This window comes from Deinococcus metalli (genome assembly GCF_014201805.1).
Taxonomy (GTDB): domain Bacteria; phylum Deinococcota; class Deinococci; order Deinococcales; family Deinococcaceae; genus Deinococcus; species Deinococcus metalli.
In genome coordinates, this window is record NZ_JACHFK010000001.1 from 372,480 (window position 1) to 393,492 (window position 21,013).

At 70.1% G+C, this 21,013-nt stretch carries 18 protein-coding genes and 1 riboswitch; of the genes, 7 read left to right on the forward strand and 11 right to left on the reverse strand.

All coding sequences use genetic code 11. From position 1 onward, the window contains the following. Positions 1-148: 148 nt before the first annotated feature. From HNQ07_RS01860 to HNQ07_RS01870, 3 genes are all read left to right on the forward strand, one after another. Positions 149-3,277 carry a DEAD/DEAH box helicase gene (locus HNQ07_RS01860; RefSeq protein ID WP_184109190.1) on the forward strand — a complete coding sequence of 1,043 codons (3,129 nt, stop codon included), beginning with the start codon at positions 149-151 and terminating at the stop codon, positions 3,275-3,277. Between the two features lie 247 nt (positions 3,278-3,524). Then, positions 3,525-3,713 carry a hypothetical protein gene (locus HNQ07_RS01865; RefSeq protein ID WP_184109191.1) on the forward strand — a complete coding sequence of 63 codons (189 nt, stop codon included), beginning with the start codon at positions 3,525-3,527 and terminating at the stop codon, positions 3,711-3,713. A 51-nt stretch (positions 3,714-3,764) separates the two neighbouring features. After that, the gene (locus tag HNQ07_RS01870) at positions 3,765-3,953 is read left to right on the forward strand and encodes a hypothetical protein (RefSeq protein ID WP_184109192.1); all 189 of its coding nucleotides are present in this window, start codon (positions 3,765-3,767) and stop codon (positions 3,951-3,953) included. A 307-nt stretch (positions 3,954-4,260) separates the two neighbouring features. On the opposite strand, the gene HNQ07_RS01875 is transcribed toward HNQ07_RS01870, so the two are convergent. From HNQ07_RS01875 to HNQ07_RS01915, 9 genes are all read right to left on the reverse strand, one after another. After that, the gene (locus HNQ07_RS01875) at positions 4,261-4,863 is read right to left on the reverse strand and encodes a hypothetical protein (RefSeq protein ID WP_184109193.1); all 603 of its coding nucleotides are present in this window, start codon (positions 4,861-4,863) and stop codon (positions 4,261-4,263) included. After that, entirely contained in the window at positions 4,863-9,263 is a 4,401-nt protein-coding gene (locus HNQ07_RS01880; protein ID WP_184109194.1) for an alpha-2-macroglobulin family protein, read from the reverse strand. The genes HNQ07_RS01875 and HNQ07_RS01880 overlap by 1 nt, the downstream gene beginning before the upstream one ends. A 58-nt stretch (positions 9,264-9,321) precedes the next feature. Then, positions 9,322-10,071 (reverse strand): DUF1175 family protein, encoded by a 750-nt coding sequence (locus tag HNQ07_RS01885; RefSeq protein ID WP_184109195.1) that lies wholly within the window; start codon positions 10,069-10,071, stop codon positions 9,322-9,324. A gap of 198 nt (positions 10,072-10,269) precedes the next feature. Continuing rightward, entirely contained in the window at positions 10,270-10,800 is a 531-nt protein-coding gene (locus HNQ07_RS01890; protein ID WP_184109196.1) for a hypothetical protein, read from the reverse strand. A gap of 85 nt (positions 10,801-10,885) precedes the next feature. Continuing rightward, positions 10,886-11,830, reverse strand: coding sequence for a homoserine O-acetyltransferase family protein (locus HNQ07_RS01895; protein ID WP_184109825.1), 945 nt, complete (start codon positions 11,828-11,830; stop codon positions 10,886-10,888). Positions 11,831-11,880: 50 nt separating this feature from the next. Then, complete coding sequence (locus HNQ07_RS01900; RefSeq protein ID WP_184109197.1) at positions 11,881-13,221, reverse strand: O-acetylhomoserine aminocarboxypropyltransferase/cysteine synthase family protein; 1,341 nt, start codon at positions 13,219-13,221, stop codon at positions 11,881-11,883. 128 nt (positions 13,222-13,349) lie between these two features. Next, a riboswitch (SAM riboswitch) is annotated at positions 13,350-13,458 on the reverse strand. 101 nt (positions 13,459-13,559) lie between these two features. Beyond that, complete coding sequence (locus tag HNQ07_RS01905) at positions 13,560-13,946, reverse strand: Fur family transcriptional regulator (protein WP_184109198.1); 387 nt, start codon at positions 13,944-13,946, stop codon at positions 13,560-13,562. Between the two features lie 79 nt (positions 13,947-14,025). Then, on the reverse strand, positions 14,026-14,661 hold the full coding sequence (locus HNQ07_RS01910; RefSeq protein WP_229831786.1) for a hypothetical protein: 636 nt from the start codon (positions 14,659-14,661) through the stop codon (positions 14,026-14,028). After that, on the reverse strand, positions 14,658-15,401 hold the full coding sequence (locus HNQ07_RS01915) for a phage holin family protein (protein WP_184109199.1): 744 nt from the start codon (positions 15,399-15,401) through the stop codon (positions 14,658-14,660). The genes HNQ07_RS01910 and HNQ07_RS01915 overlap by 4 nt, the downstream gene beginning before the upstream one ends. A 78-nt stretch (positions 15,402-15,479) precedes the next feature. On the opposite strand from HNQ07_RS01915, the gene HNQ07_RS01920 reads away from it, so the two are divergent. The 3 genes from HNQ07_RS01920 (at position 15,480) to crtI (ending at position 18,847) form a co-directional block, all read left to right on the forward strand. After that, entirely contained in the window at positions 15,480-16,148 is a 669-nt protein-coding gene (locus HNQ07_RS01920; RefSeq protein ID WP_373297934.1) for a class I SAM-dependent methyltransferase, read from the forward strand. 85 nt (positions 16,149-16,233) lie between these two features. Continuing rightward, positions 16,234-17,118: a 15-cis-phytoene synthase CrtB gene (gene crtB, locus HNQ07_RS01925; RefSeq protein WP_184109201.1), complete on the forward strand. Its 885-nt coding sequence runs from the start codon at positions 16,234-16,236 to the stop codon at positions 17,116-17,118. Between the two features lie 58 nt (positions 17,119-17,176). Then, the gene (gene crtI / locus HNQ07_RS01930) at positions 17,177-18,847 is read left to right on the forward strand and encodes a 15-cis-phytoene desaturase CrtI (RefSeq protein ID WP_184109202.1); all 1,671 of its coding nucleotides are present in this window, start codon (positions 17,177-17,179) and stop codon (positions 18,845-18,847) included. Positions 18,848-19,203: 356 nt separating this feature from the next. Here crtI and HNQ07_RS01935 read toward each other — a convergent pair whose 3' ends face one another. Beyond that, entirely contained in the window at positions 19,204-20,034 is an 831-nt protein-coding gene (locus HNQ07_RS01935; protein WP_184109203.1) for an alpha/beta hydrolase, read from the reverse strand. Between the two features lie 77 nt (positions 20,035-20,111). Between HNQ07_RS01935 and HNQ07_RS01940 the strand changes: the two genes are divergently transcribed. Continuing rightward, a complete protein-coding gene (locus tag HNQ07_RS01940) occupies positions 20,112-20,549 on the forward strand; it encodes an OsmC family protein (protein ID WP_184109204.1) in 438 nt (145 codons plus the stop codon). 71 nt (positions 20,550-20,620) lie between these two features. Here the strand turns inward: HNQ07_RS01940 and HNQ07_RS01945 are convergent, their stop codons facing one another. Next, entirely contained in the window at positions 20,621-20,884 is a 264-nt protein-coding gene (locus HNQ07_RS01945; RefSeq protein WP_184109205.1) for an acylphosphatase, read from the reverse strand. Positions 20,885-21,013: the final 129 nt, after the last annotated feature.

Here is a 21,013-nt window from a genome sequence, read left to right on the forward strand (position 1 = left end):
CTGCCCGTGATCACCTTCCTGCTGATGGGCGCGCTCACGCTGGCGCAGTGGTGGCTCTCGGCGCATCCGGGCTGAGCGCGCCCCTCTTCCCCTTTCCTAAGTCTTTTCGCTCTCGGTTCGTTCAGGGCGCGGCGCGTAAAATCCCTGGGTGACTGTCGCCGCGCCCAACCTGTCGAAACTGCTGCCCACCGCTCCGCCCGGGAACCTCCTGCTGCTTCCGCAGGTGGCGCGGGCGGCGCTGTTCGCGGCGTTTCCGGGGCCGGCGGTGCTGCTGACCACGCCGGATCGCCTGGGCAGTTACCACTCGGCGGGCGTGCTGGGCGCGCCGGTGACCGTGAATCCGGGCCTGCGCGACTGGGACGCCAAGCACGACCATGTGGTGCTGGATGTGAACACGGCGCTGGACCTCTTCCCGGCCCATCCGGAGGACCACGCCCTGAACCTGCGCGTGGGCAGCAGCTACCCGCGTGAGGCGCTGCTGTCGCGCCTGGAACGCCTGGGCTACGAGCGCGGTGAGGAACCCGGGTTCGAGCTGCGCGGCGACACGCTGGAGCTGCGCCTCGCGCCGGGGGCCGGGCTGCCCGCCGAGGCCGAGGACGGCCTGTGGGTGCGCGCCGAGTTCTTTGGCGACGAGCTGGACACCCTGCGCCTGCTGGCCCCGGGCGAACTGACCGGCGAGAAGGCGCAGTTCTTCATCGTCGAGCCGACCGCCGAGTACCTGACGGAGGTGAAGTGGGACGCCACGCGCCTGGAGCTGCTGCCGGGTCGCGTGTTCCTGGACTCTCCGGAGTTCTACGCAAGCGCCCTGGGCGTGCTGACCGACACCCTGTGGCCGAAACTCGCGGAGCGCGAGGTCACGTCCTTCGGCCGCGCGCCGCTGGACCTGCCGACCCTCGACCCCGGCCTGACCACGCTGCCCTTCTACCGCGCCCGCCTGAACGACCTGGAACGCGACGTGGACGAGTGGCGGGGGGCCGGATACCGCGTGCTGATCCTGGTGCGCCACGACCGCACCGCCGCGTACCTCGCGGACAAGCTGCTGGACACCCACGAGATCCCGTGGCTGAAGGTGCCGCGCGTGGAGGAGGGCCGCGTGGGCTTCCTGCGTGGCGGCGGCGAGGGTGGCTTCGCCATCCCCGAGCACCGCACGGTGGTGATCACTGAAGACCTGATCTACGGCTTCCAGGGCGGCAGCGCCCTGCGCGGCAAGCGGCTGGGCGGCAAGCCCGTCACGGACGCGCTGGGCCTGCACGTGGGGGACTACCTGATCCACCCCGAGCACGGCATCGGGCAGTTTCAGGGGCTGGAGACGTTGACCGTGCTGGGCGTGACCCGCGACTACCTCAACCTGGAGTATCGCGGCGGCGCGCACCTGCGGGTGCCCATCGAGCAGCTCCCGGTCCTGCGCCGCCACCCCGGCACCACCGACGACCCGCCGGTGCTCAGTTCCTTCGACAAGAAGGACTGGGCGCGTGCCAAGGAGAAGGCCCGCAAGAACGCCGAGGAGGTCGCCGGGCGGCTGCTGGTGCAGTACGCGGCGCGGCAGGTCACGCCCGGCAACGCCTTCCCGCCGCAGCCCGAGTGGGACGAGAGGATCGCGCAGAACTTCCGCTTCGATCTGACGGCCGATCAGGTCTCGGCCCTGAAGGACACGCTGCGCGACCTGGAGAAGGCGAACCCCGCCGACCGTCTGATCTCCGGCGATGTGGGCTTCGGCAAGACCGAGGTGGCCCTGCGCGCCGCGCACCGCGTGGTCGGACACGGCAAGCAGGTCGCCATCCTGGTGCCCACGACGCTGCTGGCCGAGCAGCACACCAGCACCTTCGTGGACCGCTTCAAGGGGCTGCCCGTGCGCGTCGAGGGCCTGTCGCGCTTCACCAGCCCGCAGCAGACGCGCGCGATCCTGGGCGACCTGAAGGCCGGAAAGGTGGACATCCTGATCGGCACGCACCGCCTGCTCTCGGGCGACATCGAGTTCAAGGATCTGGGCCTGATCATCGTGGACGAGGAGCACCGCTTCGGCGTGTCGCAGAAGGAGAAACTGCGGGCGCTGCGCGGCCTGCCGCCGGTCGGCAAGGAGGGCCGGATCGAGATTCCCGAGGGCGTGACGGCCGTGGACACCCTGGCCCTGTCGGCCACGCCGATTCCGCGCACGCTGTACATGAGCATGGTCGGCCTGCGCGACATGAGCAGCATTCAGACGCCGCCCAAGGGCCGCCGCCCCATTCAGACGGTGCTCACGCCCTTCGACCCGGTCGCCGTGCGCGACGCGATCCTGACCGAGATCGAGCGCGGCGGTAAGGTCTTCTACATCCACGACCGCATTGCCAGCATCGGCGCGCGCAGCCTGTACCTGCGCAACCTCGTGCCCGAGGCGCGTATCGGCGTGGCGCACGGCCGCATGAACGAGGAGGAACTCGAGGAGATCATGCTCGGCTTCGAGCAGGGCGCCTTCGACGTGCTGCTCTCCACCACCATCGTTGAGACCGGCCTGGACATCCCCGAGGCGAACACCATCCTGATCGAGCGTGCCGACCGCCTGGGCCTGGCGCAGCTGTACCAGCTCCGGGGCCGCGTGGGCCGGCGCTCGGTCAGCGCGTACGCATATCTGTTCTACCCGCCGCGTCTGACCGAGAACGCCCAGCGCCGCCTGTGGGCGATTGCCGATCTGCAGGACCTGGGTTCCGGGCACCTGCTGGCCGAGAAGGACATGGAGATCCGCGGCGTGGGCAACATCCTGGGCGAGGAACAGCACGGCCACGTGCAGGCCGTGTCCATCGACGTGTATACCGAGATGCTGGCCGAGGCGGTTGCCCGCCTGAAAGGGGAGAAGGTCGAGGCGCCCGTCAGTATTTCCATCGACCTGCCCATCAACGCCCGCCTCAGCCCCGAGTACTTCGAGCAGGACGAGGAAGCGCGCATCGCCACCTACGGCCGCCTGTCGGACAGCCGCACCCTCCAGGCGATTTCCCGCGTGGAGCGCGACCTGCGCAAGAAATACGGGCCGCCCACGCCCGAGGTGCAGAACTTCATCGACCTCGCCAAGCTGCGGCTGGTGGCCGCCGCCAAACGGGTGCTGAGCATCGGCGAGACCATGACCGATCTGCAGATCACCTTCGCGTACAAGACCCTGGACTACGACGCGGCTGGGCTGAAGCGCTACCCGCACAAGACTGAGGTGCAGACGTTCCCACCCAGCGTGAAGGTGGAGAAGCGAGGGGTGAGGCCGGACGAGTATGCGCGGACGCTGATTGATCTGTTGGGGTACTTCGGGTAATCAGGGGTCATGGTGCGGTCACTCTCACTGCGACATCCTCATCGTGGAGGTCAACCATGAACCTGATAGTGGTAGACGTGTTGCACAACGGCCAGCCTGTAGGGCGATTTGGCTTTTACGTCATTCCACGGGTGGGGGAAGAGGTCACGCTGCAAGGAGTTGGCGGCCCCCACAAGGTTCTACGGGTACTCCATTTCGGAGACGGGGTGGCTGATGCCGTCCTGCCGCCGCCCATTCAGATCCATCTATGACCCGCCCCCTCGCTTCCCTCCTCCATGCCGAAGCCGTGCGCCGGGGCCAACGCTCGGGTGACACGCTGCCGGATGAACGCGAGGTCTTTGAACTCGTGCACGACTTGCCCTACGCGCGGGCCAGCGGTCACGTACCCGAGACCGTCATCAGCGAGTGGCGCGGTACGTGTTCGACCAAACACTAGCTGCTGGCGGCGTGGAGCGGCGAGCCGGTCATTGACGTTCACAATTGCCTCGTGCTGCACGAGCCCGGCAGAGACAGTGTGATTGATGCGACATGGCCGCTGGCGACGCGGGCAGCGGAGCTTCCGACCAATGAATGGAGCCACGACACGCAGATCGCCTGCACGCCCCTGGAAAGATGGGCGCTCGAAACTGATGAGGATGTGGCGGCCTTCGAAGACGCGCGGCTGCGCGAACGGTAGACGCCCGAGCAACTGGAACGGCGGGACGCGTTCATCCGGGCGGTCTGGCAACTGTTCGCTGGGAGGTGGGTGAGGTCGGGACGGTGAACGCCCGATCTAGCAGCATCCCCACGGACCTAAGGTGCAATGAAACTACGCATCAACATGGCCTCTTGAGAGCCGAGGGTCACATCCAGGGCGCTGCAGGCAGGAAGCCCAACGTGTCGGCGAGGGCCGCACCTTGCCAGACGTAGTGGCAGTCGCAGACAGCACCGTGACCGCCAAGCCGCGATGTTCTGCCAGCTTCCCGAGGCGTGCCTACGGCGCTCTAGCGTGCTGCCAGTGCGCCCTTCCAGCCCACCCTCGCCACCAGCGCGCGCGCCCGGCGCGTCGCCTCGCGGTACGCGGCGCCCGCCTCCCCAGGTGCGCGTCCCAGGAGTCGCGCGTCGAGTTGCGCCCCGCTCAGCGCCGTCAGACCCGTCGGTTCCACCGGGTCTCCCGCCGCCTCGCCGCTGAAGATGCGGGCCAGCCCCTCGGCCAGCCAGCGGGCGAGGCCCGGCGGCTGCGCGGTGTGGAAGCCCTCGTGCCGGATGGTGCCCGCCAGGATGCCACGGGTGGCCAGCGCCGACAGCCGTTGCGTCACGATGGTCTGCCCACGCGTGCTGGCGGCGATGCTGGCCGGCTCACCCGTCCTGCGGGTGAAGTCGGGGGCATCGGCCGCCACGTCGATCCGGACGGGCCGCACGGTCAGGCCGAGCGCGGTCAGGTCGCTCGCCGCTGCCTCCCACGTCCGGAACACCAGCGGCAACTGGGCCCGGTCGCGCGCGTCCCGGTACGTGACGGTCAGCGTGCCGTGCGCGACCGTCACCGGCGCGGCGTGGGCGCTGACGCTGAGGGCCAGCGCCAGCGCGGCCCAGCGGTGCCGGGGCATCAGCGGTCGCGCACCGTGATGGTGGCGGCGGGACCGTAGCCCTCCACACCGGGGTCGTACATCAGGAAGGCGTGCGAGGGCAGGGCGGTGAAGGTGCCGGGCGTCTGGGCGCGCAGCACGTAGGTCATGGTCTGGCGGCCGTCCAGATAGTCGGCGTACAGGTCCACGCGGTCGTCGAGCAGGTCGCGTCCGGCGTACCAGTAATCCCAGTTCTCCCAGTCGTACTCGTCGCGCTCCTTCAGGCCGGAGATGCTCAGGCTGCGTTCGTCCAGCGCCTTCATGCCGGCGGGAATGGGGTCGCTGACCAGCAGGTAGCGTGCGGTCTGGTCGGGCCTCACGCTCAGCGTGACCAGGATCAGGTCGCCGACCGTGATGGGCTGGAGCTGCCCGCCCCGCAGCAGTGGCGTGCGGGCGTAGGTGTAGCGGCTGTTCTTGGCGTCCCAGCGCGGCGTCAGGCGCTCATAGGTGCGGCCCAGTGTGATGCCGCGCGTCGTGATGGCGTTCAGTGCGGCGGGTTCGCGCGAGTAGCGCAGTTGACCCGCATAGGTCAGGCCAGCAGGTGCCCCCTTCAGCGACAGGGTATGGGCGCCGGGTGTCAGCCGCGCGGCGGGCACGTCGAGGGTGGCGCCGGTCTGTCCGCCGAGGGACACCGTGCCGACGGTCCTGCCGTCCAGGCGCACGTCCACGCTGGAGGCGGCCGGAGCCTTCGTCCTGGGCAGACTCAGCGCCGCGATCAGGACGCTGGTGGTGTCCTGGGTGCTCACCCAGCGCGGCCCCCGGCGGTTGTGGAGCAGCCACTGCGAAACGCCGGGAATCAGCGGGCTCCCTGGCTCCAGCCGCGCCAGGGCCTCCAGCGCCACGGCCGTGACCTGGATGCGGTTGTCGTCCCAGTACGCCCACCAGTCGTCCGCCGGGCGGCCGCTGCCCCAGTAGATCAGGCCGCCGCGCACCGTGCCCTGGCGCGTGGCCTTAAGGCGCGAGAGGGTATCCAGCGCGGCCTGCGTCTGCCCGGACCGGTTCAGCGCGAGGCTGAGCTGCGCGAGGCTGTACGGCGTGAGTTCCTTCCGGCGCGCGAAGGCGGAGAGCTGCGTCACGTTCACGCGCCCGGCGTCGGCCAACACGCGGTACGCGGTGGCGCGGTCGGCCTGTCGCTCGTCCGGGTCGGCGACGTGGGCGGACAGGTACTTCAGGCCGTTGTCCAGCACGGTGTTGTTCACTGCGGCGCCCACGCGCCTGGCGCGCATCAGGCCGCCGGCCACGTAGGCGGTCATCTCCAGGGTGCTGTCGTCGTTCTTCCAGAAGTTCCAGCCCCCGTCCTCGTGCTGGAAGTCCGCCAGCCGGGCCAGCCCCGCCTCGGTGATCGCCTTCAGGTTCTGGCCGCCCTGCGGCAGCACGCCTGCCCCCAGCGTCTGCCGCGCCAGCAACGCGGGCAGGAAGCGGCTCATGGTCTGCTCGGTGCAGCCGTACGGGTAGCCGACGAGGTACTCCAGCGCCGGGGCGACGGCCGACAGCAGCGACGGCGTGAGGTTCAGGGTCAGGCCCACGGTCGACGGCGCGGCGCCCTGCGGCACCGTGAAGGTCACGGCCGTGCCCGCACTGCCGGTCAGGGTGCGGATCTCGTCGTAGCCGCGCGCCTTGACCGGCACGGGCAGCTTCAGGGCGTCGCTGCCGCCGGGCGTCCGGGCGGTGAAGGTCAGGGTGGCGGTGCCGGGCTGACCGGCGCGCACCACGGAGTCCACGCGGCTGCGTCCGCTGGCGTCCACGTGGAAGGCGGTGCCCTGGGCCGTCAGCGCGTTGCCGCTTACGCCCTTCAGGCCGGTCACGCTCAGGGTCGCGCGGCCGTCCTGTGCCGTGCCCAGCGTATTGTTCACCACGCCGGACACCGTCACCTGATCGCCGCGCACCAGGAAGGGCGGCACGCTCAGCCGGGCGATCACGTCCTTCGTCACGAGGCTGCTGGCCGTGGTCTGCCCGAAGCGGGGAGCCGTCGTCTGGGCGCGGGCGGTGGTGATCCATGTGGTCAGGTTGTCCGGGTATGTCACGTCCACCGTGGCGCGTCCCTGCGCGTCGGTCACGAGATCCGGCACCCACAGCAGCGTGTCGCGGAAGTCCTGGCGGGGCGTGACCTCCTGCGGCGAGGCGTCGGCACGCGCACTCTCCTTGCTCTGCGCGAAGGCCGCCTCGGTCATGGGCGCGGCGGGCCGCGCCGCCTGCGGGCCGCTCTGCTCGAAGTAGAAGTCCACGCTGGACTGCGTACCCACCGCGTTGTCGCGCGGCGCGTCGAACACCTGCAGCATGCTGGGGCTGGTGTCCGGCTCGACAAGATAGATTGCCTGATCCACCACGCCCAGCGCGACGTCCGCCGCCACGCCCTGGCCCTGCGCGTTCGTCACCTGCACCTTCAGCTTGCCGGTCTCGCCGGGACCGTACCGCGCCTTATCTGGCGTGACGCGCACGCTCAGGTCGGCGCCCAGCCGGGGCACCCGCAGCTTCTTCTCGGCCATGTGGACGTTCCCACCGCCCAGCGAGGCCGCCGCCACGAAGGCGTTCGGTGTCATGTCGGCCGTGACCGTGAAGGTGTACGTCAGGGTCGCGCCCGCGCCGCGCAGCACCGCCCACTGGCGCAGGCGCTGTCCCTCCACCGACACCAGCACCGGCGCGCCCGGCGTGGGATTGCCCACCAGCACGGTGGCGGTGTCGCCGGGCTTGTAGGTCCTGTGGTTCAGCGTCAGTGAGATCTCGCGGTAGTTCCAGCCCCAGTCGTCGCCGGGCCGGGTGATCCACAGCCAGTTCTCGGAGGTGCTCGTTCGGCCCCGGGCGTCCCGGACCGTCGAGCGCAGCACGTAGCCGCCGCTGCGGGGCGCGCGCAGGGTGGCGCGGCCCTGCCCGCCCGCGCCGGTGCTGACCGTCTGGCGCGCTACCCGCTCCTCCTTGAACGTCCATTTGCCCCGCGAGTACTGATAGTCCTGACGCACCAGGTCGAGGGTGACGGGCGCGGCCCGGCCCTGATCCTGCAGGTCGCGGGTGTCCAGCGTCACGGCCACGCGGTCGCCGGGGGCGTACACGTAGCCGTCCGTCTCGGCCTGCACGTTCAGTGCCGCCGGGTAAGCGATCACGCGCGCCTGTCCGCTGACGGTCCTGCGGGTCTCGTCCTCGACCTCGGCCTCCACGCGGTAACTCACGGGCTGGCCGTCCGCGTCACGTTCCAGCGGCAGCTCCAGCACGAGCTGGCCGCTGCTGTCCAGGCGCGTTTCCTCCTGCGCGACCAGGTCCGAGCCATAGTCGCTGCCCTGCGCGTCGGGCGGCAGGGCGTCCGTGTCGAAGCCCGGCGGGTAGTACGGCGCGCGCGTGACGTTGTAGTTGACCCGCGCGCCTGAGACGCTGCCGCCGAACAGGTATTTCGCGCTGATCCGCACGCTGACCTTGTCACCCTGCACGGCGCTCGTGCGGTCCGGCGTGACGGTCACCTGGTACTCCGGTTTCTGGTACGCCTCCACCTGGAAGGAGCCGCCCACGCTCGTCGCGTCCGGGTCGTCCCGGCCGGCCGTGACCTCGAAGCGGTAGCCGCCCACCCGCGCCCCGGCCGACAGATCGAAGCCCGCGTGTACCGTGCCGGCCGCGCCGCTGGTCAGTGTGGTCCGGAAGACCTCCTCGTCGTTGCCGTCCAGCACCCGGACCGAGACCGCCGTGTTCGCCAGCGGGGTCAGGTCGCCGGCGCGGCGCAACACCCCCTTGAACTCCACGTGCTGGCCTGGTCGGTACACCGGACGGTCCGTGTACACGTAGCCGCGCACGGTAGGGGCGGCGTACTCGTTCCAGCTCGACCCCGACACTGCCCAGTCGTTGCCGAAGCGCGCCAGGAAGACCTGGTCCTCGCCCAGCGTGCCCGTCCACTTCAGCAGGCCGTGTGCGTCCGCCGTGCCCGTACCATGGCCCAGCGCCCAGACCTTCGCGGGCCGCGTCTGCCCGGACTCCTTGTCCGCCGCGTACACCAGGGTGGTCGCCCTGTCGCGCTTCACGACCAGCCCCAGGGTGGTGACGATCACGATGCGGCTGACCCGCCCGGCCCGCACGAGGTACACGCCGCTCGGTACCCGTCCGAAGTTCAGCGTGTCCGACCGCGTGAGCTGCGCCGTCCCGACCCGCTCGGTGTGCGCGCCAGCTGGCAGGGTGGGGCTGTGGGGGTCCTCGCTGGCCGCGAACAGGCCCGCCGGGTCGAGCACGCGCTCCAGCGTGAACACCGTGCCGGTCGGCCCGTACGCCTCGACGTTCAGGGCCTCAGCCGCCGAGAAGCGCCCGCCGTAGATCGAGATGTCCTGCGCCGGGGCGACGTCGGCCAGCAGCAGGGCCGCCAGCAGCGTGCCGGTCAGCCAGGAGGAGGGAATGCGGGACCTTTTCACAGACGGGCTCCTTGAACGGGGCGGAGGAGAGCGGAGACGGAATTGACCTGGCGGGGCGTCACTGGACGATCTTCCAGCGGTACACCCCCAGGAAATCCTGATTGGACGCCACGGGATGGAACGCCGCGTCCGGGTGCTTCATCAGCGTCTGGACAGACAGCAGCCGGACCTCGCCGCCCTCGGCTGGACTCAGGCCCGTGTGGTACACGACCATGCCGCCCCCCAGATACACCATCGAATGGTATGAGCGCCGCTGCGGCCGCAGGAAGAACAGCACGTCGCCCCGGCGGGCCTGCGCCACGTCGCGCGACACACGGGTCATCGATCCGTTCAGCAGGAACTGCGCTCCAGTGCGGCCCACCATGCGGCCCTGCGCCACGTCGTCCGGTCGGTACGCGCCGGGCGCCACCCGGAACGCGGCGCGGCCGATCACCGGCAGCGGGTAACTCACGCCCTGCACCGACGGGGTGCGCGGCGGCGGCAGGTAGCGGAACTTGGCGAACCACGCCGCGTTGTGTCGGGACAGAGCGTTCACGAAGGCGTAGCGCACCAGTCCCGAGCAGTCCTGGTCCTGCACGGCCCAGTCGGCATTCGTGCCGTAGTACTGACTCTCGGCCACGGCCGCGAACCACTCCGCGAAGCGGGTCCGGTCCGCGCCGTACAGCTCGGCGCTGTCGGGATAGCCGTCCCGGTCGGCGTCCACCACGGACGGGGCCGGCGGCGCAGGGGTGGCGGACCCTGGCGCGGCGCCCAGCGCGAGCGCCACGGCCAGCGTGGCAGGGCGGAGCCTCGGCCAGCCGGCTTTCATGGGGCACCACAGTTCGGAACGAGAAACGGAGCACGAGCACTAGAGCGAAGTACAATCCGAACTGCAGTTGTTCCCATAGCCGGCCCCTCCCCGGGGCCACCCGACCTTGATCGTCCTCAGTGTAGGCAGGCCCCGTGAGGCGCAGGTCATCCCAAAGGTGGACGCCGCGTTACCACGTGTGAAGGACGTCAGGCGCGGCTATTTCGAGGGTGTCAGCGTGGCGGTGCAGACGTAGGCGGGACCCTGCGGGACGCAGTTGCTCAGCGTGACCGCGAAGCCTGTAAAGGGGGCGGCCGACGGCGCCGCGCTCGCAGGAGCGGCAGCTGTGCCCAGCGCGCGGACTGGCACGGATTCGAGGCGTTTCCCCGCGATCTCAAGGGCTTTGATCACGGTCGTGCTGCTCGGCAGATTAAAATACGCCTGGACGTTCAGTGGGGTATTCGCCACGACATCCAGCTTGCTCGACCACAGGCCGAAGACGTTGTCCGCGAACGCCACCTTGTCGGCCGGCTGGGAGGTGCCGCCCGGGCCATACACCTTCACGAAGTCGTTGTTCCAGAAGACGGTGGAGACCTGCTTCCCGGTCAGGACGTAGCGGAAGTCGCAGTAGATGCCGTCCTGCGCGCCGTGGCAGCCCACCAGGGTCAGCGTACCGTCCTTGATAGTCCAAGTCTGGGCCTGGGCTGTGCCGCACAGCAGCAGGGCCAGCGTCAGGTGTCGTCTTGTCACGCGTCACGTCCGGCGCAGGGGGTCACCAGTCCACAGTAGGGCGAATCCTGTTGCTCTTCCAGCACACCTGCCGACGGCCTGCCGCTCAGCCGTGCAGGAAGTCCCGCACCACGTCCGGCAGGGCCTGGGCGTCCATCAGGAAGGCGTCGTGGCCGTGGATGCTGTCCAGTTCCCAGTACGTGCTGCGCGGCAGCAGGGCGGCCTGCTCGCGCACCTCGGCGGCCGGGTACAGCACGTCGCTGGAGATGCCGACGGCCAGCACCGGCACGCGGATAGAGCGCAGTTCGGCGTCTGTGGGCTGGAAGGCGTCCATGGCGCGCGTGAGGGTTACGTAGGTCTTCTCGCAAAAGCGCGCCAGGAGCTTCTCGCCCTGGTACTCCAGGTACGAGGTGATCGCGGGGATGCCCGGCGCGCGCTGGCCCGCCTGCGTCTGCGCGTAGCTCTGGTGGCTGCGGTACGACAGCATGGCGATCTGACGCGCGACCTTGAGGCCCTCGCCGCCCGGCGCGGCGCGGATAGCGCTGCGGGCGGCGGTGTTCAGGCCGATGGCCCACGGCGAGTGCCGGGCGGGCGCGCCGATGATCACCGCCCGCTCGACCAGGTCCGGGCATTCGAGCAGCCACGCGTACGCGAGCAGGCCGCCCATGCTGGAGCCGATGACGCGCACCCGCCGCACGCCCAGGTGGTCCAGCAGCGCGCGGCCCACGCGGGCCATGTCCGGCAGGCTGATGGGCGTGTCGCCGAGTTCGGAGGCGCTGGTCGTGCCGGCGCAGCCGCCCAGCACGTTCGCGCACACGATGTAGTCCTGCGTGGGGTCGAGTGGGCGGCCCGCGCCCAGGAACTCCGACCACCACTCGTGCACGGCGCTGGTGCCGGTCAGGGCGTGCAGCACCAGCGTGGCGTCCTCCCTCGCGTCACCGTAGGTGTGGTACGCGACGCGCACATCGCTCAGCACCTGCCCGCAATCGAGCAGCAGGGGCCGGTCGTGGAACAGCGTGACCTCGCGCTGCGGACATCGCCCGTCGGCCATGTCGTCCGGGTGCGGCAGAAGGGAGGCGGTGGGCGGGTGGGGCAGGGCGGTCACGCGTCGCCCCCTGCCAGTTCGGTCTCGCTGTGCTCCAGAGCGGCGGCCAGCGCCTGCGCGAAATCGTCCCTGATGTCGTCGATGTGCTCAATGCCCACCGACACGCGGATCAGGCCGGGCGTGACGCCGGCGGCGGCCTGCGTGACCTCGTCCAGCTGCGAGTGCGTGGTGCTGGCCGGGTGGATCACCAGCGTGCGCGTGTCGCCCACGTTCGCCACGTGCTGCGCGAGCTTCACCGCGCGGATGAAGGCCTCGCCGGCCGGGCGGCCGCCGCGCAGTTCGAAGGTGAGGACCGCGCCCGCGCCGCGCGGGAGGTAGTGCTGCGCGCGGTCGTAATGCGGGTGGTTACTCAGGCCGGGGTACGTCACGCGCCCCACGTCCGGGTGCGCGGCCAGCCACGACGCCAGGGCGGCCGTGTTCTGTGCGTGCCGCTCGGCGCGCAGGCTCAGGGTTTCCAGGCCCTGCAGGAACTGCCACGCCTGCTGCGGCGCCAGGGTCGGCCCCAGGTCGCGCAGGCCCTCGGTGCGGGCGCGGATGGCGAAGGCCACGTTCGGCAGGCCCAGCGGATTGCCCTCGCCGAAGGTCGCCCAGAAGTCCAGGCCGTGGTAGCTGGGGCTGGGTTCAGTCATCAGCGGGTAACGGCCATTGCCCCAGTCGAAGTTCCCGCCGTCCACGATGATCCCGCCGATGCCGTTGCCGTGCCCGCCGATCCACTTGCTGGCCGAATGCAGCACCACGTTCGCGCCGTGCTTCAGGGGCTGGCAGTAGTACCCGCCCGCTCCGAAGGTGTTGTCCACCAGCACGGCCACGCCCTGCGCGTGCGCGGCGGCGGCGATGGCCTCGAAGTCCGGGATGTTCAGCGCGGGGTTGCCGATGGTCTCGAGGTACACGGCGCGCGTGTTGTCGTCGATCAGCGCGGCGAACTCCTCGGGGCGCTCGGCCCCGGACGTGAAGCGCACCTCGATGCCCAGGCGCCGCAGGGTCACGCGGAACTGGTTGACCGTGCCGCCGTACAGGTTCGGCGTCGAGACGATGTTGTCGCCGGCCTGCGCGATGGTCGTGATCGCCAGGAACTGCGCGGCGTGCCCGCTCGCCACCGCCAGGGCCATCACGCCGCCCTCCAGGGCCGCCATGCGCTCCTCCAGCACGGCGTTGGTGGGGTTCATGATGCGGCTGTAGATGTTCCCGAAGGCGCGCAGGCCGAACAGGTCGGCCGCGTGCTGGGGCGACTCGAACACGTAGCTGTTGGTGGGGTAGATCGGCACCTGCTGCGCGCCGGTGGCCGGGTCCGGCTTCTGGCCGGCGTGGACTTGCAGGGTCTCGAAGTGGTGGGGCATGGCGCTTCTCCTCGCAGAACTGGGGCGTTCGGGAGGGCCAGCCGGAATGGCAAATGGCAGACCCCCTCTCGGTGGCACGAGAAGGGGCGCGTGGTGGGCGCGGGACCTTCCCGATCGATCCCGCCTGGTGGTCATCGTTGACCGGGTCACAGGGGGCTGGCCTTGGCACCGTGACGCAATGGGGTCCGGTTGCCGCGCCGTCAACGAGCCAGGTCTCTCGGGCGCTCTCGATAGGGTGGCCTCTCCACAACTGCGGGAAGCGTGACGTCAGGGTAGCGCCGGACGGCCGGGAAAGGCAAGCCTCGGGGTGTGGGTGAGCGACCGCGCGGCGCCTGGACTCAGGCGCGGGCGGCGCAGTCCGGGCAGCGGCCGTACAGCGTGACCTCGTGCGCCTCCACGACGAAGCCGCCGGGGTACACCGTGCCGGCCGGGATGGACACCGGACAGGCATGCAGCGTGAACACCCGCCCGCACGCCGTGCACGAGAAATGGTGGTGGTGCCCGCGGCCGCTCGCCTCGTACAACGTCTCGCCGTCCAGCGTGACCGGGTGGATGCTGCCCTGGTCCGACAGCAGTTTCAGGGTGCGGTACACGGTGGCCAAGCCCACGCCCGGCACCTGCGCCTGCGTGCGCGTCAGGATGTCCGGTACAGCCAGGGGACCCTCGGCGACGTCCAGCACGCGGGCGATCACGTCACGCTGCTTGGTGCTGCGTGGGGCGCTCATCTCTGCAGGGTAGCAGGAGCGGCCGCCGCACATGGAACCGCCGCCCACCATGATCCGGTGGGCGGCGCCGGCAGACACGTCAGCGGCGGTTGGGGTTGGCCATCTGCTCGGGCGGAATCACGCTGCCCTGCGCCTTGGCCTCGACCACGCTGGGCGGGTGCGGCAGCACGCCGGGATGCGTGGGGGCTGGAGCGGACGCAGCCGGCGCGGTCTGGCTGGCCGCCGATACGGGGGGCACGGGCACCACCGGAGCGGCTGGCCGGGCCGGCGCGCCGTCGGGGCGGGGCGGGGTGGCCGGGCGGGCGCCGGTCTGGGGCGTGCCCGCCTTGTCCAGCAGGCTCTCCGCGAACCCTTCCAGGCGCGGGGTGATCACGCGGTCAGTGAGGGTCTTGACGGCCAGGGTGCCCAGCGTGGCGATCAGCGCGCCGCCGATGCCGCCCCCGCCGGACTGCGACTTCTGCGCCTTGATCAGCGCCTTCTGGTGCTTGACCGGGCTCTCGGCATCCACGTAGATTCGCCGGCTGCGGCGGAACTGTCGGCCGACCACGATGCCGAGCAGAGCGCCCACGGCGGACGCGCCGCCCAGCATCTTCAGCGGGTCTTTCTGCATCTGCACGTGCAGGTTCGCCTGATCGGCCAGCGCGTCGATGCTGGCGCGCAGCTGCTCGCGGGCGGCCTCGCGCTCGGTCATGGTGAGGGGCGCGTCGGGGCTCACGAGTTGTGCCCCCGGCGCATGTCGTCCTGGAAGGTGGGATCGGTGCTGACCGGAATGCCCGGCTGGGCGCGCGGCGCGGCCGGGTCCTTCTGCGAGGGGCTGTCGTGGTCCTTGCCCTCGATCTTCTCGTTCAGGCCGCTGCCGTACATGGCGGGCGTGCCGTCCGGCTGGCTCTCATACACCGGCACGGTGGTCTCGCCGCCCTCGACGCGCACGGTGGCGTGGCCGGCGTGTTCGGCCGTCACGCGGGTTTCACCGGCCGCGTGGTTCTGGGCGTCACGGCGCAGTTCGACCTTGCGGGCCTGCGGCGTGGTGTCGTCCGGCGCGCTGGCCGGACCGGCGCGGTGCGGGGTGCTCGGGGTCGGCTGGTCGTGGCTGTCGTCGCTCATGGCGGACCTCCGGATCAGGGGTTCTTCGGTCTTGACCTCGGCGCCCAGACGCTTAAGGCCCAGGAAGATCAGCGCGCCGGTCACGGCCAGGCTCAGCACGGCGATGATCAGCGCCGCGAACCACGGCCCGGCACCCAGACGGATCAGGGCGTAGAACACGGCCAGGATCAGGAAGATCAGGGCCATGACCAGCGGGCCGACCGCCGCGAGCAGCAGCACCACGCCGATTCCCTTCGCCTTGGCGATGTCGCCGACCTTGCGCGCGACGCCGTTGATCTCAGATTTCACGAGGGTCACACCCGCGTCGAACACGTCGACCAGCGCGCTCCCCATACTCTTGCGTTCTTCCATGCAGCCCTCCACTCCCCTTCGTCCCGCACCGCATCGGGCGGTACAGACGAACTGAACTCCATCAGCATAATGACTCGCATGGACCGTCCGGCACAGCGCAAAGAAAACCTGAACCCGGCCGGGACCGAGCTGACCGCCGCCCAGCGCAGCAACCTGTGGCCCCTGACGGCGCGGGGATACACCGCGTGGCGCCGCGTGTCCCTGACCATGCTGGCCGGGCACTCCTTCCCGCTGGAGCGCGAGGCCCGGCTGTTCCGCGCCCTGTGCGCGCCGCGGCCGGGCGAGTGGTGGCTGGACGCCGGCACCAGCACCGGCTACTACGCAGCCCTGCTGGCGGACGCGGGCTGCCGCGTGCTGGCCGCGGACCTCAGCCCGGCGATGCTGGCCCAGGCGGCCCGTGAGCACCCGAATGCGGCCATCGACTGGGCGGTGCTGAACGTCGAGCACAGCGACCTGCCGGACGCGCGCTTCGACGGCGTGACGGTCGGCGCGACCCTGAACGAGACGCACGACCCCGCCCGCTTCCTGCGCGGCGCGGCGCGCGTGCTCCGCCCCGGCGGACAGCTGTGGCTGATGTACGTTCCCCGCACGGCCGGGCCGCTGCAACGCGTGCTGGCGCAGCCGGCGGCCGGCGGCCTGACCTTTCCCGACCCCGCGTGGGTGGCGCGGCAGTTGCCGGGCTTCACCCTCACGGACGGCCTGACGGTGGGGGCCGTGCGCTTCGAGCGGCATGTCCGCGGGGTGTGACCGGCCGAGTCTGTAAGAAAGTGAGACGTTTGCGGCGCTGGGCTCCCCTTACACTCGTATCAAGGACCTCCCTGTGATTGAAGCGATGACCGCATCCACCGTGCCCGCCACCCTGAACCAGTCGGTGGCCCACTGCCGGGATGTGACGCGGGCACACTCCAAGACCTTCTACCTGGGGTCGCGCTTCTTCCCGCCGCGCCAGCGGGACGCGGTGTGGGCGGTGTACGCCGCGTGCCGCGACGGCGACGACATCGCCGACGAGACCAGCGGCGAGCGCGCGCACGAGGCGCTGGCCGAGTGGTGGCAACGCACCCAGCGGGCTTTCCAGGGCCAGCCCAGTGGGCGGCCCGGCGACCTCGCCCTGACGTGGGCGGCGCAGACCTACGCCATTCCGCTGTCGGCGTTTCACGAACTGCATGAGGGATTGCTGATGGACGTGCGCGGCCACACCTTCGAGACCATGGACGACCTGACGCTGTACTGCCGCCGGGTGGCGGGCGTGGTGGGGTTCATGATCGCGCCGATCAGCGGCTACCACGGTGGAGAGCGGACGCTGGAGTACGCGCTGCACCTGGGTCAGGCGATGCAGCTCACGAACATCCTGCGCGACGTCGGCGAGGACCTCGCGCGCGGCCGGGTGTACCTGCCGCGCAGCGTCATGGCCCGCCACGGCGTGACGGACGCGACGCTGGAAGCTGGTGTGGTCACCCCCGCGTACCGCGCCCTGATGCGCGATCTGAGCGCCCTGGCCCGCCAGTGGTACGCGCAGGGCCGGCGCGGCATTCCGCTGCTGCACGGCAGTGGCCGCCTGGCCGTGGCGACCGCCGCCCGCGCGTACGAGGGCATCCTGGACGACCTGGCCCGCAACGACTTCGACAACTTCGGCCGCCGCGCGCACGTGAGCGGTCCCCGCAAGCTGATGATGCTCCCGCGCGTGTGGTGGGAACTGCGGACCGCGCCCACCCCCTGAAGCCACGTCCCCACTCGCCCGCACGCCGCGCTGTCCGCGGCGGAAGGACTGCTCTGCCATGACTACATCCCGCAAGACCGCCCTCATCATCGGCGCCGGCATCGGCGGCCTGAGCCTCGGGATCCGGCTCCAGGCGCTGGGCTTCGACACGACCATCCTTGAGCGCCTGGATGCACCGGGCGGCCGGGCGTACCAGAAGCGCACGCCGGACGGCTACGTGTTCGACATGGGCCCCACCGTGATCACAGTGCCGCACTTCATCGAGGAACTGTTCGCGCTGGAACGCGGCGCGGGCATGCTCGGGGAGCCGGACTACCCGCCGCACGTGCTGGCCGAGGACGTCCGCGTCCGCGAGGGCGACAGCGGCGGGCCGCGCACCCGCGAGTACGTGCACCTCGTGCCGATCCTGCCCTTCTACCGTATCTGGTTCGACGACGGCACGTACTTCGACTACGACGGCGATCCGGTCAGCACCCGACGCCAGATCGAGGCGCTGGCCCCGGAGGACCTCGCCGGCTACGAGCGCTTCCATGCGGACGCGAAGGCCATCTTCGAACGCGGCTTCCTGGAACTGGGCTACACGCACTTCGGGGACGTGGGCAGCATGCTGCGCGTGGTGCCGGACCTGCTGCGGCTGGACGCCGTGCGCACCCTGTTCGGCTTCACCAGCAAGTACTTCGCCAGCCCCAAGATGCGGCAGGTGTTCTCCTTCGAGACGCTGCTGGTGGGCGGCAATCCCCTGAGCGTGCCCGCGATCTACGCGATGATCCACTTCGTCGAGAAGACCTGGGGCATCCACTACGCGATGGGCGGCACTGGCGCGCTGGTGCGCGGCCTGGTGCGCAAATTCGAGGAGCTCGGCGGGCGGATCGAGTACGGGCAGGGCATCGACGAGATCCTGGTCACCGACGACCGGGGCCGGCCGGTGCGCGCTCCACTCGGCAGGCGCGTCGCCACGGGCGTCCGGCTGGAGGGCGGCGGCGAGCGCCACGCGGACATCGTGGTCAGCAACGGCGACTGGGCGAACACGTACCTGAAGCGTGTACCGGCCGCCGCCCGCCTGGTGAACAGCGATCTGCGCGTGAAGGCGGCCCGGCAGAGCATGAGCCTGCTGGTGATCTACTTCGGGTTCCGCAAGACCGGCCCGGACCTTGACCTGCGCCACCACAACATCATCCTGGGGCCGCGCTACGAGCAACTGCTGACCGAGATCTTCGGCAAGAAGGTGCTGGGCGCGGACTTCAGCCAGTACCTGCACGTGCCCACCCTGACCGACCCCAGCCTCGCGCCGGAGGGCCACCACGCCGCGTACACGCTGGTGCCCGTGCCGCACAACGCCAGCGGCATCGACTGGGACGTCCAGGGGCCGAGGCTCGTCGAGCGCGTCTATACCTTCCTGGAGGAACGCGGGTACATCCCCGACCTGCGCGCGCGCCTGACGCACAGCGAGTTCATCACGCCGGACTACTTCGAGGGCACGCTGGATTCGTACATGGGCAACGCCTTCGGGCCGGAACCCGTGCTGATCCAGAGCGCGTTTTTCCGCCCGCACAACCGCAGCGAGGACGTCCGCAACCTGTACCTCGTCGGGGCGGGCGCGCAGCCGGGCGGCGGCACCCCCAGCGTGATGATGTCCGCCAAGATGACCGCCCGCCTGATCGCCGAGGATTTCGGCATCCACCCCAGCGTGCGCGACGGCGTGCCGCAAGATGTTGGTGCGGTGAGCTGACGATGAAGTTATTGACAAAGCCGACCCAGGCATCGACGACGATCGGGTGGTGCTGTCAATTTTTTCAGGAATACCACTCGTATGGTGGTCGTCAGAACGCGGCCATCGTCGTCCTGCCGAAGAATCTGGAACCCGGCTACATGTTTGACATCCAATTCAGAATTGAAAGTGTAGAGAGCGAATCTAGGGAACCTCTAGTAACGAGCAAAAGTATTCTCAGTGTTGGGGGCATGCATATTCGAAACTGTCCGTGGTGTGGTCGTGATCTGGCGCGATGGTACCGCCGGTCTGCACACCTGCTGGTACGACGTGAGCTCGATATTTCTCCCTTCCCACGAGGAGATTCTGCCGATTGATCAGCCCGGTGCGTGCGCCCGCAGCCAGTCCACGATGATGCCGCGCACCTTCTCGCGGCACTCGTCGTTCAGGAGTTCGTGGTAGCCGCCGTCCTCCAGCACCAGCGTCTTGTCGGTCGACGCGACGGTCTGCACGAAGCGCTGGCTGCCCCGGGGATCGGTGATCGTGTCGGCGGTGCCGTGCACGACCAGGGTGGGCAGCGTCCACGCCGCGTACAGCGGCCACAGCGATGCACTCAGCGTCAGCATGCTCGCGCCGGTCAGGGCCGGCACCTTGCCGTGGTACATCACGGTGTCCGCCTCGTACGCGGCGACCTCGTCCGCGAGGCGGGACAGGCCGCCCGTGCCCAGGTCCGTGACGGGTAGGGCCGGCGCGATGCGGGCCAGCAGCGGGGCCAGCACCTTGACCAGGGCGGGTTCGGATTCGCCCACCAGCAGGGCCGGACTGGACAGCACCACGCCCGACACGCCGCGCGGATCGCGGGCCGCGCTGGCCGCCGTGATCAGGCCGCCCATGGAGTGCCCGAATAGGAACAGCGGGGTGCCCTGAACGCGCAGGACCTCGCGCGCCTTGAGGTGATCCTCGACGAGTACGGCCATGTCCACCACCGCGCGGCGCCCACCGGACGTGCCGTGTCCGCGCTGGTCGAAGCTGTACACGGTGAAGCCGGCGTCTACCAGGGTCGGAATCAGCGCGTGGTAGCGCTCGACGTAGCGGCCCGCGTACTCCCCGACGCCGTGCGACAGGAGCACACGGCCCCGCTCGTCCGGAGCGGCCCACACGAAACCCTGCACCGGGGCGCCCGGCACCGTCCACTGCTGAGGTTGCATAGGCCGAGTCTAAACCGCGCGGCGCACATGAACCCTCCGTAAAGGCACGGAGGGTCAGTTCACGGCACACTCCAGGCATGGCAGACATTGCAAGAAAGGCATCGGCCCACTGGGAAGGCGACCTGCGCAGCGGCAAGGGCACCGTCAGCAGTGGCAGCGGCACCCTGAAAGACGCGCAGTACTCGTTCGGCACCCGCTTCGAGAACGGCGTGGGCACCAACCCCGAGGAGTTGCTGGCCGCCGCCCACGCCGGGTGCTTCACCATGCAGCTCTCGGCGCTGCTGGCGAACCACGGCCACACCATCGAGTCCCTGGACACCCAGGCCACCTGCGAGATGGAACGCGCCGGCGCCGGCTTCAAGGTCAGCCGCATGGTGCTGACCGTGCGCGGCAAGGTCACCGGCAGCGACCAGGCCGACTTCGAGGAGCACGTGAAGCAGGCCGCCGACATGTGCCCCCTGAGCAACGTCATGAAGGGCAACGTCGAGATCGTCCACGAAGCCGTCCTCGAGTAAGGACCGTCTTCAGGCCGCGCCCCGGGTTGGACACCGGGGCGCGGCCTGTGTGCATCCGGTGCGGGCCGGCGTCAGTAGATGTGGAAGTCCTTCAGGCCGGTCGCCTCGGCGTACTGGGTCTGCACGTCCTGCACGCGGGCGTGGGGTGGGCCGCGGCCGATCCAGTGGAGCAGCCGGGCCAGGTCGTCCTGCTGCCCCTCGGCGACGACTTCCACCCGGCCGTCCAGAAGGTTCTCGGCGTAGCCGTGAAGATTCAGGTCCCGGGCGCGGCGTTGCACGTACTGGCGGTACCCGACGCCCTGCACGGTGCCGGAAACGAGGGCGGTCAGACGCATGGCGACCATGGTATCCGCCCGGCGCCCTCCAGGCTGCGGCGCAGCTGACGGTTGGGTGAGACCCGCGCGCGTGCCCCTCACGCGAAGCTGCGTAGAATGCGGGCGATGCAGCGTCGTGGACGGGTCTGG

What these genes read in the sequence shown, in the direction of transcription:
- HNQ07_RS01865 (WP_184109191.1), top strand. Translation starts at nt 3,525, where the DNA reads ATGACCCGCCCCCTCGCTTCCCTCCTCCATGCCGAAGCCGTGCGCCGG.
- HNQ07_RS01875 (WP_184109193.1), bottom strand. Translation starts at nt 4,863, where the DNA reads ATGCCCCGGCACCGCTGGGCCGCGCTGGCGCTGGCCCTCAGCGTCAGC.
- HNQ07_RS01885 (WP_184109195.1), bottom strand. Translation starts at nt 10,071, where the DNA reads ATGAAAGCCGGCTGGCCGAGGCTCCGCCCTGCCACGCTGGCCGTGGCG.
- HNQ07_RS01895 (WP_184109825.1), bottom strand. Translation starts at nt 11,830, where the DNA reads ATGGCCGACGGGCGATGTCCGCAGCGCGAGGTCACGCTGTTCCACGAC.
- HNQ07_RS01900 (WP_184109197.1), bottom strand. Translation starts at nt 13,221, where the DNA reads ATGCCCCACCACTTCGAGACCCTGCAAGTCCACGCCGGCCAGAAGCCG.
- HNQ07_RS01905 (WP_184109198.1), bottom strand. Translation starts at nt 13,946, where the DNA reads ATGAGCGCCCCACGCAGCACCAAGCAGCGTGACGTGATCGCCCGCGTG.
- HNQ07_RS01915 (WP_184109199.1), bottom strand. Translation starts at nt 15,401, where the DNA reads ATGGAAGAACGCAAGAGTATGGGGAGCGCGCTGGTCGACGTGTTCGAC.
- HNQ07_RS01920 (WP_373297934.1), top strand. Translation starts at nt 15,480, where the DNA reads ATGGACCGTCCGGCACAGCGCAAAGAAAACCTGAACCCGGCCGGGACC.
- crtB (WP_184109201.1), top strand. Translation starts at nt 16,234, where the DNA reads ATGACCGCATCCACCGTGCCCGCCACCCTGAACCAGTCGGTGGCCCAC.
- crtI (WP_184109202.1), top strand. Translation starts at nt 17,177, where the DNA reads ATGACTACATCCCGCAAGACCGCCCTCATCATCGGCGCCGGCATCGGC.
- HNQ07_RS01935 (WP_184109203.1), bottom strand. Translation starts at nt 20,034, where the DNA reads ATGCAACCTCAGCAGTGGACGGTGCCGGGCGCCCCGGTGCAGGGTTTC.
- HNQ07_RS01940 (WP_184109204.1), top strand. Translation starts at nt 20,112, where the DNA reads ATGGCAGACATTGCAAGAAAGGCATCGGCCCACTGGGAAGGCGACCTG.
- HNQ07_RS01945 (WP_184109205.1), bottom strand. Translation starts at nt 20,884, where the DNA reads ATGCGTCTGACCGCCCTCGTTTCCGGCACCGTGCAGGGCGTCGGGTAC.